A 14008-nucleotide genomic window follows, 5' to 3' on the forward strand; every position below is an offset into this window, starting at 1 on the left:
TCCTACAGGAATACAAGACATCCTAATGATATGTAAGCTACAGTGGCAAAGAACTCCGGGTTTATTTAATATAGATTATACATAGGATGCTTAATACAAGGAGTGGATGGAAATGTTCTCCAGAATGGCAGAGCAGAAGATTGCCGAGGCGATGGCCAAAGGTGAGTTTGATCATCTACCGGGAGCGGGCAAGCCACTGGTCATCGAGGATTTGTCACATGTTCCAGAGGAGCTGCGGATGTCGTACAAGCTGTTGAAGAATGCAGGCATTTTACCGGAAGAGCTTCAGCTGCAAAAGGAATGTGTCCAGCTACGTGATTTGCTTCACGCTTGTCATGAGGCGGGAGAGCAAGAGCGGATCAGTCGCAGGCTGACTGAAAAATCACTTCGTCTCCGTATGCTGCTGGAGGAAAGAGGGCTGAATACGTCGTCTGTATTTTATGAATATGAGTCCGCCATGCGTAAGCGACTGGAGGAATAGAAGCGAGAGGAGCGAAGGGCGGAAGGCCCTTGCCCGTACAATTTAATTTCTACGCTTTACCTCATTACTGTTGCAGTGCAGATAATCTCGTGAGGCATTGCTTCGTCAGGATGACGGATTCTTTGGGCAGTTTGTCTAAATGAAAGTCATCGATTAAATCTACTGCCTTCACAGGCTCGGGTGAATCCAGCAGCCCTGAAAAATAGGCGAGCCAGCCAATGACTGCTTCCGGTGAGACCCCTTGTCGACGCATGGCTCGGAGTGCTACGCCACCATGTCGTTTGGCCAGCCTTCGTCCATCAGGGCCTAGGACAAGGGGAACGTGTGCGAAACGTGGCGGCTGCAAGCCCAAAGCTTGGTACAGCAATAGCTGACGGGGCGTTGAATCGAGAAGATCATACCCGCGGAGTACGTCGGTCATATGCATATCCGCATCATCGACAACGACAGCCAGCTGATAGGAAAACATGCCGTCCGCTCGTTTGACGATAAAATCGCCGCCTTCTACCGCACCGAAGGTCACATGACCTGCTACCTGATCATGAAACGAAATAACGGCATCTGGACTTTGCGGTACTTTAAAGCGAAGTGAAGGGAGTTTATGCTGTGCTTTGGCTACGGCATCTTGAGAGCTAAGGTTACGACATGCCCCTGAATATGCGGGTCCTTCACCAGACAGTCCATGTGGAGCATGAGCGGCAGCCAGAATGTCAGCCCGACTGCAAAAACAAGGATAAAGCAAATCATGCTCCTGTAGCTTCTCCAATGCAGATTGGAAGCGATCCAGCCGCTGGCTTTGAGTGTAGGGACCGTAGGAACCGCCTACGTCGGGTCCTTCGTCCCAGTTCAGACCGATCCAGCGCAAATCTTCCATTATCCCTTGCGCCAACTGGCTGCGAGCTCGCGTCATATCAATATCTTCTATGCGCAAAATATAGGTTCCGCCCAGGGAACGAACGTGCAGCCAGGATAATAAGGCAGTACGAGCATTTCCTAAGTGTATCCATCCCGATGGTGTTGGGGCAAATCGCCCTCTGATGGGTTGGGCCTGTAATTCCATACGAAAGTGACCTCGATTCTATGTTCCGTCCTTCAGCAATCCATATCAACTATATTATAAAAAGATCTTGCCGTGAGTGCATCCCGATAGGTAAGAAGCTAAAGACGAAGCATACATAGCCGCGATGATCAGACGGGAAATTTAAATATCTGTATAATAGATTTAGAAGAATTATGTATGACAGACCGAGGAGAAGTTCCAGAGGGCAGCTTAACCTTTTCTATTCAATAATTACAGGTAATGAAAAATTCACAATAATAAAAGAATTAAAACTTAGATTCTACGCATCAAGCGTATCATTGGAGAGATTTCATTGAAAGATAAACAACTGCCTATTATGCAAGTGATCCCCGAGCTTAAACATACACTGCAATCTCATTCGGCGGCGGTACTGATTGCACAGCCGGGAGCGGGGAAAACGACGGTAACACCGCTGGAGCTACTGAATGAGCCGTGGCTGGCAGGGCAAAAGATAATTATGCTGGAGCCGAGGCGTTTAGCAGCGCGTGCAGCAGCAGCGCAAATGGCGAAAGCGCTGGGAGAGCCCACCGGAAAGACGGTGGGCTACCGGGTTCGCATGGATACAAAAGTAGGGCCAAACACGCGGATTGAGGTGGTTACGGAAGGCGTACTCACCCGGATGTTGCAACATGATCAGGCGTTGGAGGGAGTCGGGCTGATTATGTTTGATGAGTTTCATGAGCGCAGCCTGCATGCAGACTTGGGATTGGCACTTGCCCTGCAAAGCCAGGCGCTGCTGCGACCGGATTTGAAGATATTGATCATGTCTGCCACCTTGGAGGCAGAGCCTGTATGTAGACTATTAGGGGATGCGCCATTACTGGAATGTCCAGGCACCGTATTTCCGGTAGAAACCTTCCATATGTCCAAGCTTTCGTCAACCTCATTAGAGTCCTTTACGGCTGAGACAGTAGAAAAGGCGCTTCATGCTCATGAAGGCGATCTATTGGTGTTTTTACCAGGGGCCAGAGAAATTCATAGAACGGAACGAGAATTGGCTTCAAAGCATTTACCAGCACACGTCAAGATCATTCCGCTGTACGGCAGCATGAAGCTGGAGCAGCAGGATGAGGCAATACGCCCGTCGGCTTCGGGCAGTCGAAAAGTGGTATTGGCCACCTCGATTGCCGAGTCCAGTTTGACCATCGCCGGGATCACGGTGGTGATCGATAGCGGACTGTCGCGGGAATCGGTATTTTCCGCGCGAACTGGCATGAGTCGTTTGACCACCGTCAAGGTGTCCAAGGCCTCCGCTGACCAGCGGCGCGGACGGGCGGGGCGCCTCCAGCCGGGCGTATGCTACCGGCTGTGGAGCGCGCAGGAGCACGCCGCGCTCCCCGATGCCAGCCGCCCGGAAATCGCGGCAGCGGATCTGGCGCCGCTCGCGCTGGAGCTGGCGGCCTGGGGTGTGCGCGAGCCCGCCGAGCTGGCCTGGCTGGATGCCCCGCCTGAGGCCGCGTACGGCCAGGCCACAGGTCTGCTGCACCAGCTCGGCTGTCTGGATGAAGCAGCCGATGGCACTACAGGCGTCATCACCGCGCATGGGCGCGAGGTGTCCGCCCTGGGCACGCACCCGCGCCTCGGGCACATGCTGTTGCGTGCAGCAGCCCTTGGCCTGGCCCCGACTGCCAGCCGTCTGGCTGCGCTGCTGCAAGAGCGGGACCCGTTCCGCGCTCATGGCGGAACGGATTTGCGCCCGCGGCTGGATGCCCTGCGCGAGGCGGCCTATGCCCGCAGCACGCACAGCCTGCTGCGGGCAGCAGACGATACGGTGATTCGCCGTATCGTGCAAGAGAGCCGACAGCTGCTAGCCACGCTGCCGACAGCTGCCGCATCGCAGGACGAGCCTGACGGCTCCGCGGCCTGCGGGCTGCTGCTGGCCTTCGCGTATCCGGACCGGATTGCGCAGGGCCGGGGGGATGGCCGCTTTTTGCTTAGCGGCGGCCGAGGGGCGCGACTCCGACAAGTGGAGTGGATGTCGCGTTCATCCTATCTCGTCGCCGCCGAAGTGGACGACGAGGGAGCAGATGGTGCCATTCAGTTGGCGGCACCGGTTGAACTGCAAGAGCTGACCCAGCATTGCAGCGATTTGTTGCTGGAACAAGCCAGCGTATACTGGGATAGCTCCGCCTCAGCAGTGAGAGCCCGCAAGGTACTGCGACTGGGCTCACTCGTCTTAAAGGAAACGTCTTATGAGCGACCTCCGGCAGAGGAAGTTGCTGCCGCCTTGATGCAGGGTGTCCGTGAACGCGGTCTGAAGCTGTTGTCATGGAATCGGCAAACCCTCCAGTTGCAGGCTCGTTTGATTTTTATGCACTTCTCAGCGCCTGAAGACTGGCCGGACTGCACGGAATTGGCATTGCTGGATTCACTGGAATCGTGGCTGTTGCCTTTTGCTCTAGGAGCCAAAAACGTATCCGATCTGCAACGGCTGGACAGTGCTGCATTGCTGCTTGGCAGGCTGGACTGGGAACAGCGGCAGCAGCTTGATCAGGAAGCGCCGACGCATATCCGTGTACCCAGCGGTTCCCGCATTCCTGTCGATTATTCGAATCCTGAGGCACCAGCGCTGGCCGTACGACTACAAGAATTGTTCGGTATGAGGGATACGCCTCGTATTGGACGCGGACGTGTGCCCATTGTATTGCATTTACTGTCACCTGCCCAGCGACCTGTCCAAGTAACGTCCGACTTGTCCAGCTTCTGGAGCGAGGCTTACTTTGAAGTCAAAAAGGACCTGAAAGGCAGATATCCTAAGCATTATTGGCCTGAAGATCCACTAGAAGCTGTGGCGACCAACAGAGCAAAGCGCAAGCAATAATATAAAAGCTGTTTTATGCTAATAGACTTTTTAAATTTTTGTAAAATCGTTTAAACGTCATAATAGCGGGGTAATGAAAAACGAACCACTCAACACCAAAATATTGGGAGGTAACTATCATGGCTAATAACTTAAACGATTATAATGAAAAGAAGATTGTTGGTGTTTTTGATACAGAGCAGGAAGCATCTCGTGCGATAGGACAATTGCAGAGCAAAGGAATCCCAAGCAGTGAAATTTCTGTGATCACCCGTGACCGTGACGAGCTGAGGACGATTAGTGAAGAGACAGGTACCAAAGCACCGGAAGGTGTAGCGACGGGTGCGGCTACCGGCGGCGTTGTAGGCGGCGTTGCTGGGTTGCTGGCGGGCATCGGGGCCTTGGCTATTCCAGGTATCGGACCAATCCTCGCTGCTGGACCTATCGCGGCTACCCTTACCGGAGCAGCTGTCGGAGCGGGAGCAGGTGGCTTGGTCGGTGGACTGGTCGGGCTGGGTATTCCAGAAGATGATGCACGTCAATATGAGACTTACGTCGATCAGGGCAAGATTTTAGTGCTGGTGGATTCCGCTGACCATAACAGGGATGTTTATGATATTTTCCGCACCAACCGTTCGCTGAATGCGGATCGTTACAGAACGTATGATGATACGATGGCAGACACGCCGCGTACAGATGCATACACAGATACGAGAAGGAACCTGTAAACACCTAACGGCTAGTTGAGAACGTGATTTAACAGGCTTTCCTATCTCCTTTGTATATGAGTTGTTTCTACAGCAGCAGTCTCCCCGAGAGGGAGGACTGCTGCTTTTACATATTTGTGGATCATAGAATAAATCTGAGATAAATGATGCTAAGCTTGCCGTTGGCACGTTTAACCTTCTATATATTTTTACAGAATTGTCGTTATAATAGATTGAGGATTTTGAAAAATCCTGGATTTATAAATTGCTAGATGTAACAGGAGAGTGACATGAGTCAAAAAGAGAGAATTTCCGAAGTCGCTTTGCTGAGAGGGCTGGCTTTTGCGGCCGTTGTTCTTCAGCATTCCGTCGCACATTATGCGGTTGCGCAGGGGGCGCGCATCCAGGACGGGGTTTTGATGACACTTTTACTGCTGTGTTCCAAATTTGCAGTTCCTGTGTTTGTGTTTATCACGGGAATGGTGCTATTTTACAATTATGACGGGGTCTTAAAGTACGGAACGTTTTTGCGTAAAAGATTCCTGGACATCATTGTTCCTTATATCATATGGTCTCTTTTATACGAATTGGGAAATCAGCTTACCCAAAGTGGAGGATATATTCACCTGCTGGATTTTTTCCAGAAGCTGTTGAACGGGAAAAGTAGCTATCATCTGTGGTACATCGTAATGATTATCCAATGTTATGTGTTATTTCCTGTGTTTCGTTATGCTGTCCGTCGTTTGTCTGCGCTACTGCCATCAAAATGGCGACCCGCTGCATTGGCTGTATTCGGCGTGCTATATATTTTGCTCATGTTCGCCGTTGGACCCGTATACCAAGCGATGGATAAGCTCCAGCTTCCGGTCATTACCTCTTGGTTTACCCTGTACGCTGACCGGAATGTGATCTACTTTTTCTTTTATTTTGTGCTGGGAGCGGCAGCCGGGATGAACGTCAAGCGTTGGAATGCATGGGTAACCAAAGCACAAATGATATACTGGCCGTTGTTTATCGTAATTACTGGCTACTTGCTGTATGAGATGATCGGTCAGTTCCAGACACCGCAAGGTACAGTTCTTTCCTTTAACTATTTGTCTCTGCTGCGTCCGGTCATGGCTGTATATTGCGTCGCGTCTATTTTTGTAGCTTATCGGGTAGCGACGTGGATTGCTCATAAGGGGGGACGTGCGGCGAGTATGCTGACGGCCATCGGAACGTTGTCCTATGGAGCGTATCTTATGCATGCCTTTATGCTGCGTGTGACCTATTATTTTGACGAGACGTTGTTTGCAGACTGGAGCCACGTTCTTCGTACGCTGGCTTCATTCGCTCTTTGTATGATCTTTTCCGTTGCCGGAACATGGCTGCTGGCACGTTTGCCTCTGGGCAAATGGATCGTGGGGCTTCGGGTTCGTCCTCGCCCGACTGGGAGTCCACCAGCCGTACAAAAGCAAGCTTGATTTGATAACCCAATCACATATATTCACAAGAGTATCCCAAAGCCAAGAAATAAGGCCAAGGGATACTTTTTTAACTGATATTATATTATTTCAACATATGAAAAATTCATAATAGCAAATCATAAAATCATTTCTCAGCGCTTCGCACACTACTCTATATCGCCTCATTCTATATCTCTCGCCATCTTAAAACAGGTCACAAGGGATGGAGAGTTCTCATAAACTCTTATCTCATCAAAGGAAATAGTGTATGGACGCAGAGTGGTTTATAATGGAAGATAAGGTGCACGAATAAGGTGTGGAGGAGGCTGTAAAATGGCGTTTATGATATCCCAGCGGGCTTTTATCAAAATTTATCTGATCACAATGGTGGAGAGGCATCGCGGTTATGGATATCAGATGCTCGAATCGATGAAGGATGAGTTTAGTGGCTTTGGATATGTTCCGCCTCAGAGCGAGGTTTATCGGGCGCTGCATGAGCTGGTACAGGAAGGCGTTTTTTACCGTACCAAGCGATTGAAAGGAACAGACCCGCGCGTGGATTTTCAGGAGATTGTACTCTATCACTTTACAGATGATGGGGAGGAGAAAGCCCGACTGTACAAGAAGCAGGTCAAAGCCGATTTGGACCGTTGCTTAGGTATGCTGCATAAAGCGGAACAAGACAATTATTCCTAACACGAAAGGATGAGAATGATGGGTAGAAAGCTGAAATGGGGAATTTTAGGCACTGCGGAGATCGCCCAAATCGCTGTAATTCCTGCGATTCAGCAATCCGAACGCGGAGAAGTGCTTGGGATTGCTAGCCGTAATGCGGATAAAGCCGCTGAGGCCGCCCGGGAGTTCGATATTCCGAAAAGTTATGGAAGCTATGATGAACTGTTGGCTGATCCCGAAATCGGAGCGGTGTACATTCCGTTGCCGAACCATCTGCATGAAGAGTGGACCATTCGGGCAGCAGAGGCCGGGAAGCACGTTTTGTGTGAAAAACCATCTTCTCTTAGCTCGGCCGGAACAAGCCGCATGATTGAAGCATGTCAACGTGCAGGAGTGATCTTTGCAGAGGCTTTTATGTATCGCTATCATCCCAAACATCGAAGAATTAAGGAAATTATCAATAGTGGGGAAATTGGTGACATTCGCGGCATCCATTGCACGTTTACGTTTAACAATACCGATCAGGCAGATAATGTGCGCTTTAATAAAAACATGGGCGGCGGCTCGCTATATGATGTGGGTGTCTATCCGATATCAGCCGCTCGTATGTATTTGGATCGGGAGCCGGAGGCAGTGACGGTACATGCCTTATTTTCCCCGGAGCATGACAACGTCGATATGATGGCTTCCGGCTTGCTGGAATTTCCGGGTGGAATCAATCTTACTTTCGATTGTGGCATGTGGGCAGCCAATCGTTCCAACATGGAAATTCTCGGTAGCAAGGGTACGATTGCGATGCCCAAAATGTTCGGCTGGGAAAGAACGTCTGTGGTACCGCAAATTTTCGTCCACGTCGGTTCGGTTACGCGTGAGGAACGTCTGAAAGGTTTTAATTCTTTTGAACTGCAAGCGGATGCTTTTGCTAAAGCAGTGCTTGACGGTGTCCCGTTGCCGTATGAGCCGGAAGATGCGGTGAGCAATATGAAGGTGATCGATGCTTGTATTGAGTCAGCTCGCAGTCGGAAACGGATAGAAATTGGATAAGCGGTGTACCGTATTCCTAGAAGATCTAAAAAAGCAGCCTTGTCAAAAGGACAAGCTGCTTTTTTAGATGACAAATACATAGGTATTTTCAATAAGTCTTTGGGCATTCGAGCATCACATATTTTCATCATAATCTGTGACATCACGCTTGGCGGCAGTTGCAGGTGAGTTCGATGTACCGTATTTTTCCACGGCGTCCCATGCGCCCGCATCATCAAATCGTCCTGCATTCCGTTGGCGAACCTCACCTGCACCCTTGGGCGGCGGAGTCATGACCTGTTCCTCTACCGGACGGTCATTAGATAATTCTCGAGTTGGCGTGTGCTCGACGGTATAGGCTGTATATGGAATGGCTTGTAACCGTTCAAAAGGAATTTCTTCCCCGCTCTCCACACAAATTCCATACGTCCCATCCTTTATCCGCTGAAGGGCTGCATTGACTTGCTCCAGCTCGTCTTGCAGCGAATCATTAATCGCCAGATCACGGGACCGTTCAAAGGTTTCTGTCCCTATATCAGCGGGGTGGTTGTCATAGGACGAGAGCTCACCTGTGGAAACTGTCAGTGTTTCTCCCAATTGAGCGTTTGCATGACCGTTTTGTTCAAAATGCTTTTCTAAATCCTTTTTCTGCTCCAACAACATATGTTTCAGCTCTGCAAGCTGCGAATCGTTCAAATGATTCATGATCATCTCTCCCCTTCGTGGTCTGTATAAGTGACACGTATGCTCTTTTATACCCGTTCATAGGGCCGGGCAATCAGCAGAGACTTTTATTCCCAGCCTAGAATGTGATATAAAAAGAATAGTGTGTTAAGGAGGGAATAACCGATGGATGAACATATGAAGCGTCGTCTGGATAAGCAAAAGCAGTTGTTTAAACAACTGGGCATTCAGCTGGACGCGCTCTCCATTCATGAGAAACAGTTTAAGAATAAAATGCGCGGCTATGATCCGGACGAGGTAGATGCCTTTCTGGATGAAGTGATCAAGGACTATGAACGCTTTTATGCGAATATAGCCGACCTGATGGACAAGTGGCAGGAGCAGCAGGCAACCATACGTGATTTGAAAAATGCACCCAAGCCAGCGGCCGACCTTAATGGACTTGACCGTCGTCAACTGGAGGATATCGTAAAACAGTTGGAATATAGTGTGCGCCAATTAAAGGTGCGAGTACGTCCTGAAAATGACTATTTTCCGGAGTAAGGTGCAGTTAGCACTGTGTTGGTGCCTCTATTGTGGTATGATGGAAACAAGTATTTTATCAAACATTTAATGAGGCACACACATAAAGGTGGTTAACATGAGTACCCATTTTTCCGTTAGTATCCATTGTCTGCTTCTTCTGGCTGAAGGGGCACCGGAGCGAATGACATCGTCACTTATAGCTTCCAGCATCAATACAAACCCGGTAGTTGTGAGAAGGATCATGAGCCGACTCAAGCAAGCGGGTTTGGTTGATTCATCGCCTGGAGCACGCGGCTTTCGTCTAAGCATGTCCAGTTCAAACATCAATCTGAAAATGATCTATGAAGCGACTAAGGATGAAGGTCCGTTGTTCGCCATCCACGCCGATAGCAATCTTAATTGTGAGGTAGGTAGGAACATAGACGCATTGTTGGATGGTTTATATACCGTGGCAGAGCAGAAAATACAGGCGTTTTTCGAGACCGTTACGCTGCGAGATTTGGAGCAGGCACTTCAGCAGCGCGTGGGGCAACAAAATTCATCTGTGTAAAGACGCTGGTAAGGAGCAATTGATATGAAAATCATCGTACTTTCAGACACCCATATGCCGCATAGAAGCAAAACGTTGCCTAGTCGGCTTGTACAGGAGTTAAAAGGCAGTGACCTCATTCTCCATGCCGGAGACTGGACGGATTGGTTCGTATATGAACGTCTAGCTGAATTTGCGCCTGTGCAAGGCATTGCCGGAAACAATGATGGAGTGGACATCGTGGAGCGTCTAGGCTATCAGCGAATCGTTGAAGCCCAAGGCAAGCGAATCGGCATGGTTCACGGTCACGGCTGGCGAGGCACGACAGAAAATATCGCATTGAATACGTTTAAGGGAGAAACGCTGGATTGCCTGATTTATGGACATTCTCATATTCCGGTGCTCAAAACGATTGACGGTCAGCTTGTCCTTAATCCGGGGTCTCCGACGGACAAACGCGGCCAAGACGAATATTCATTTATCGTGCTGACGATTGAAGCTGGTCAGATGGAAGCACAGCTTGTTCTTTATCCAGATAAACATTGATTTAAAACCAACAACTGTTGATTAAAGGGGAAGCTATGGCTATTTTTGAATTAGAACCAATGAAGCATCATGTATTGATTTGCAATGGAGGCACATGTATGCGACATGAGGGTGAAGAAGTTACACAGGCAATTCGGGATGAAATTCGTAAACAAAATGCAGAGGCATATATTCACACGACCAGAACTCGCTGTAATGGGCGTTGCCATGATGCTGCGGTTGTGATCGTCTATCCTCAAGGGGACTGGTATGGTCAAATGACCCCCGACTCGGGGACTCAACTGGTACAGAAGCTCGTAACAGGAGAGAAGCTGGAACCTCATCTTTTTTATGAGTGTACAGGTGAATCCAGCTCGGAATAATCCAATCGACCATCTATAAGAACATGAGTAGAGAAAATCTTTGTAGAGATTTTCTCTTTTTTGCGTTTAATCCCCGATGTGAAAGGTAAAAGTATACTGTGGACACCAATCCGATAGGGAGGGAAGTAAAATGGCCCCATTTGAAGATAACCTGCACGATCAGAATGAGCAGAAAGGACAGACGGGGAAAGGAACAACGAAGTCTCAACATCAGGAACAGTCGATCAATCGAGATCATGCAGAGCAGTATCCAACAGAGCAGGAAAGCTTGTTCGACCGTTTTGAGATCGAGCAGACAGTAGACGCCATTCCTGTAGAGGATTTGAAGATGGAAAGACAGGAGGAGAGAGACAAGGATGCAACCAAGCACACCTCTTCCAGTGAGAAAAAATACAATGGTGGCGTATAATCATCAACTAACTGGTAATATTTAAAAAGAAAACTCTTGACTTTAAGATATATGCAATGTATATTAAGTTACGAAAAGTAATTGATTTTTCTCAGGAGGTAACAAAATGACTAAAGATTTCTTCACAGCTCTGAAAGACAGACGCTCCTATTATGGTATTAGCAAAGAACAGGTCATTTCTGACCAACGAATTCAAGAGATTGTAGAGGAAGCTGTAAAGTACACACCTACCTCGTTCAACTCCCAAACTTCACGTGCTGTAGTGTTGCTTGGAGAACATCATGACAAACTGTGGAATATTACAGAAGATATTTTGCGGGAAGTGGTAGGCAATGAAGAACAATTCAAATCTACTGCTGAGAAAATGAACGGTTTCCGCAGTGGTTACGGAACAGTCTTGTTCTTTGAAGACAATAACGTGATAGCTGGTCTGCAACAACAATTCGAAGCCTATGCGGACAATTTTCCAATCTGGGCTAACCAATCTAATGGTATGCTACAATTGGTTGTATGGACAGCTCTGGAACAAGAAGGATTGGGCGCATCCCTTCAGCATTACAACCCTTTGATTGATGAAAAAGTGAAAAACGAATGGAACATTCCTGAGCATTGGAAACTGATTGCTGAAATGCCATTTGGTAAACCGACATTCCAACCAGGTGAAAAAGAATTCCAGCCTATTGAAGAACGTGTAAAAACATTTAAATAATTTTCACGATAAAGTGACGTTTCAAGTTCAGCCTGATTAGAGCACTGTGGGTATCTACAGTGCTCTTTGCCATTCCATTTTTAAGATATGTAAGCTTTGATATATACAGACACAGCGGTTAATTCATCCGTTAGTGGGTGATATTATGTTTAAAATTGGATGAGAAGTTTACATAGATGTGATTGCGGTTTTATGCAGCTATCTAGGATAACGCGCATTCAAAGGAGGAAAAGTGATGAACTATGATTGCATTATTGTTGGCGGGGGAATTGCCGGTTTGCAAGCAGCCATTCAATTGGGAAGATACAGCAGTCATCGGGTGCTGGTAATAGATTCCGGCTATGGTCGGTCTACGCTGTGTCATCAATATCATAATATTTTGGGCTTTCCTGACGGAATTTCTGGTGAAGAGCTACGACGGCGTGGACATAGTGAGGCTACGAAACTAGGCACTGAGTTTGTTGAAGGAAAGGCGGTCAAAGCCGTCAAAAGGGATGAGCTTTTTGACATTCAAGTGGAGGAAGGCTCCGTGTATTCGTCAAAGACGCTGCTGTTGGCGACAGGGCTAACGGACCGTTTTCCAAAACTGGATGGGTTACAAGCCTGCTTGGGCAACAGTGTATATGTGTGCCCGGACTGTGACGGTTATGAGGTTCAGGATCGCAGTACGGTCGTCATGGGGGCAGGCAAAGCAGGAGCTTCCATGGCTCTGATTTTATCAGCGCGCACCGATCAACTTGTATATGTCAATCATGAGCGTTCAGAGGTGCCGGACGAGCTGAGCGAAAAGCTGCGGGAAAAAGGGATTGGCTATAAGGAAGCTGCTATTTCTGAGATTATAACCGGAGAACCGGGCTGTTTTGAAGGAGTGCGGCTGGCCGATGGACAAGTAGTTCGAGCAGAGCGGGGCTTTTTAGCTTTTGGCAGCAATCATGTTCATTCAGAGCTGGCAGAGCAACTGGGTGTACATCTGCTGCATAATAAGCACATTGAAACTCATCCTCGCAGCAAAATGACAAATGTGGAAAATGTATGGGTAGCCGGGGACTTAGGGGCTCATGCCGAACAAGCGACTGTAGCGATGGGAGAAGGAGCTATGTCAGCGATTTGGATACACAAGGTATTAACTGGTATGAAAACAAAAGTACCGCAGCTCTGAGAGCTGCGGTTTAGAACGATGGGCGTGTACTCGTTGGGAGATGAAGTTCAAAGCGTTTTAATTGATCGCTCATGCCGTACTTACGTAAAATTTCTGTCTGTTTGTTGCCGATAAGATCAAAATGCGGATAGGGCTGACGTTGATGAATATATTGGGGGTCCAATCCGTTATGGTTGCACCATAAGCGCAGCTTGTCCAAATTAGAACATCCCACCTTGGTGACGGTTGTAATGCCTGGAAAGCGATCATCCAGCCAGTAATGTGTCAGAAAAGCAATTTCACCACGACTGACCTCTCTTTTCCAGGCCATAAGCTCCTGCCGGGTAATGCCAAATGCCATCGTTCTCTTCCCTCCTTGGCTCAGACTGAAATCATGAGCTGCTGCGTGGTTGTTCCATTATTTTCGTACTGTAGTCTGTATTATGATCCACATGGGGTAACACAATAACAGGAGACCATGTGTGACGATCTCCTGTTAGAAGTTAAAGCCATCTCTCGGCCCAGCTCTCCACACCATTCAATGCATCACCTAGCTCTTTACCCTTGCGTGTCAGCGAATACTCGGTACGCACAGGCCGCTCTGTGATGACATTGCGAAGGATCAGGCCGGAAAGCTCTAGTTCCTTGATGCGTTCGTTCAGCATGCGTTTGCTAAGATCGGGTATGGAGACGTGAATTTCACTAAATCGTTTGGGATGTTCCATCAAAGTATGAATGATGAGAGCGGTCCATTTTTTGCTGATGATCTGAAAGGACTGTTCCACCTTACCGCACAAAAGCTTAGGCTGCCTGTCGTCGCTCATCTGAATCCCCTCAATTTCATTGTTGTTTTAAACAGTATACTAAAAGTAACTCTGTATACCAATAGTAACT

The 14008-nt window shown here is 48.4% G+C and carries 17 protein-coding genes; 13 read left to right on the plus strand and 4 right to left on the minus strand.

Annotated features, from left to right (window positions below):
- The first annotated feature begins 106 nt into the window (after positions 1 to 106).
- The gene (locus MKY35_RS10445) at positions 107 to 481 is read left to right on the plus strand and encodes a DnaJ family domain-containing protein (RefSeq protein WP_049827672.1); all 375 of its coding nucleotides are present in this window, start codon (positions 107 to 109) and stop codon (positions 479 to 481) included.
- A gap of 64 nt (positions 482 to 545) precedes the next feature.
- Here the strand turns inward: MKY35_RS10445 and gluQRS are convergent, their stop codons facing one another.
- On the minus strand, positions 546 to 1541 hold the full coding sequence (gene gluQRS / locus MKY35_RS10450; protein ID WP_342446301.1) for a tRNA glutamyl-Q(34) synthetase GluQRS: 996 nt from the start codon (positions 1539 to 1541) through the stop codon (positions 546 to 548).
- Between the two features lie 313 nt (positions 1542 to 1854).
- On the opposite strand from gluQRS, the gene hrpB reads away from it, so the two are divergent.
- From hrpB to MKY35_RS10475, 5 genes are all read left to right on the plus strand, one after another.
- Entirely contained in the window at positions 1855 to 4383 is a 2529-nt protein-coding gene (gene hrpB, locus MKY35_RS10455; RefSeq protein WP_342446302.1) for an ATP-dependent helicase HrpB, read from the plus strand.
- Positions 4384 to 4502: 119 nt separating this feature from the next.
- Positions 4503 to 5090 carry a general stress protein gene (locus MKY35_RS10460; RefSeq protein ID WP_307350046.1) on the plus strand — a complete coding sequence of 196 codons (588 nt, stop codon included), beginning with the start codon at positions 4503 to 4505 and terminating at the stop codon, positions 5088 to 5090.
- 269 nt (positions 5091 to 5359) lie between these two features.
- Positions 5360 to 6532 (plus strand): acyltransferase, encoded by a 1173-nt coding sequence (locus MKY35_RS10465; protein ID WP_342446303.1) that lies wholly within the window; start codon positions 5360 to 5362, stop codon positions 6530 to 6532.
- A 315-nt stretch (positions 6533 to 6847) separates the two neighbouring features.
- The gene (locus tag MKY35_RS10470; RefSeq protein WP_013310011.1) at positions 6848 to 7210 is read left to right on the plus strand and encodes a helix-turn-helix transcriptional regulator; all 363 of its coding nucleotides are present in this window, start codon (positions 6848 to 6850) and stop codon (positions 7208 to 7210) included.
- 18 nt (positions 7211 to 7228) lie between these two features.
- Positions 7229 to 8233, plus strand: a complete 1005-nt coding sequence (locus MKY35_RS10475; RefSeq protein WP_029519037.1) for a Gfo/Idh/MocA family oxidoreductase — start codon at positions 7229 to 7231, stop codon at positions 8231 to 8233.
- A gap of 114 nt (positions 8234 to 8347) precedes the next feature.
- On the opposite strand, the gene MKY35_RS10480 is transcribed toward MKY35_RS10475, so the two are convergent.
- On the minus strand, positions 8348 to 8917 hold the full coding sequence (locus MKY35_RS10480; RefSeq protein ID WP_342446304.1) for a TraR/DksA C4-type zinc finger protein: 570 nt from the start codon (positions 8915 to 8917) through the stop codon (positions 8348 to 8350).
- A gap of 144 nt (positions 8918 to 9061) precedes the next feature.
- Here MKY35_RS10480 and MKY35_RS10485 point away from each other — a divergent pair, with 144 nt between their 5' ends.
- From MKY35_RS10485 to MKY35_RS10515, 7 genes are all read left to right on the plus strand, one after another.
- Positions 9062 to 9439, plus strand: coding sequence for a DivIVA domain-containing protein (locus MKY35_RS10485; protein ID WP_023988297.1), 378 nt, complete (start codon positions 9062 to 9064; stop codon positions 9437 to 9439).
- A gap of 97 nt (positions 9440 to 9536) precedes the next feature.
- Positions 9537 to 9971 (plus strand): Rrf2 family transcriptional regulator, encoded by a 435-nt coding sequence (locus tag MKY35_RS10490; protein ID WP_342446305.1) that lies wholly within the window; start codon positions 9537 to 9539, stop codon positions 9969 to 9971.
- Between the two features lie 24 nt (positions 9972 to 9995).
- Positions 9996 to 10496 (plus strand): metallophosphoesterase family protein, encoded by a 501-nt coding sequence (locus MKY35_RS10495; protein WP_342446306.1) that lies wholly within the window; start codon positions 9996 to 9998, stop codon positions 10494 to 10496.
- A 35-nt stretch (positions 10497 to 10531) separates the two neighbouring features.
- Complete coding sequence (locus MKY35_RS10500; protein WP_342446307.1) at positions 10532 to 10858, plus strand: (2Fe-2S) ferredoxin domain-containing protein; 327 nt, start codon at positions 10532 to 10534, stop codon at positions 10856 to 10858.
- Between the two features lie 130 nt (positions 10859 to 10988).
- Positions 10989 to 11267: a hypothetical protein gene (locus MKY35_RS10505; RefSeq protein WP_342446308.1), complete on the plus strand. Its 279-nt coding sequence runs from the start codon at positions 10989 to 10991 to the stop codon at positions 11265 to 11267.
- Between the two features lie 106 nt (positions 11268 to 11373).
- Positions 11374 to 11976 carry a nitroreductase family protein gene (locus MKY35_RS10510; protein ID WP_029519044.1) on the plus strand — a complete coding sequence of 201 codons (603 nt, stop codon included), beginning with the start codon at positions 11374 to 11376 and terminating at the stop codon, positions 11974 to 11976.
- 235 nt (positions 11977 to 12211) lie between these two features.
- Entirely contained in the window at positions 12212 to 13135 is a 924-nt protein-coding gene (locus MKY35_RS10515; protein ID WP_342446309.1) for an NAD(P)/FAD-dependent oxidoreductase, read from the plus strand.
- Positions 13136 to 13145: 10 nt separating this feature from the next.
- Here MKY35_RS10515 and MKY35_RS10520 read toward each other — a convergent pair whose 3' ends face one another.
- Together MKY35_RS10520 and MKY35_RS10525 are read right to left on the minus strand one after the other, a co-directional pair.
- On the minus strand, positions 13146 to 13475 hold the full coding sequence (locus tag MKY35_RS10520) for a hypothetical protein (protein WP_342446310.1): 330 nt from the start codon (positions 13473 to 13475) through the stop codon (positions 13146 to 13148).
- Between the two features lie 142 nt (positions 13476 to 13617).
- Positions 13618 to 13938, minus strand: a complete 321-nt coding sequence (locus tag MKY35_RS10525; protein WP_007430161.1) for a helix-turn-helix domain-containing protein — start codon at positions 13936 to 13938, stop codon at positions 13618 to 13620.
- Positions 13939 to 14008: the final 70 nt, after the last annotated feature.

Source organism: Paenibacillus sp. FSL L8-0638, from assembly GCF_038593075.1.
Taxonomy (GTDB): domain Bacteria; phylum Bacillota; class Bacilli; order Paenibacillales; family Paenibacillaceae; genus Paenibacillus; species Paenibacillus polymyxa_D.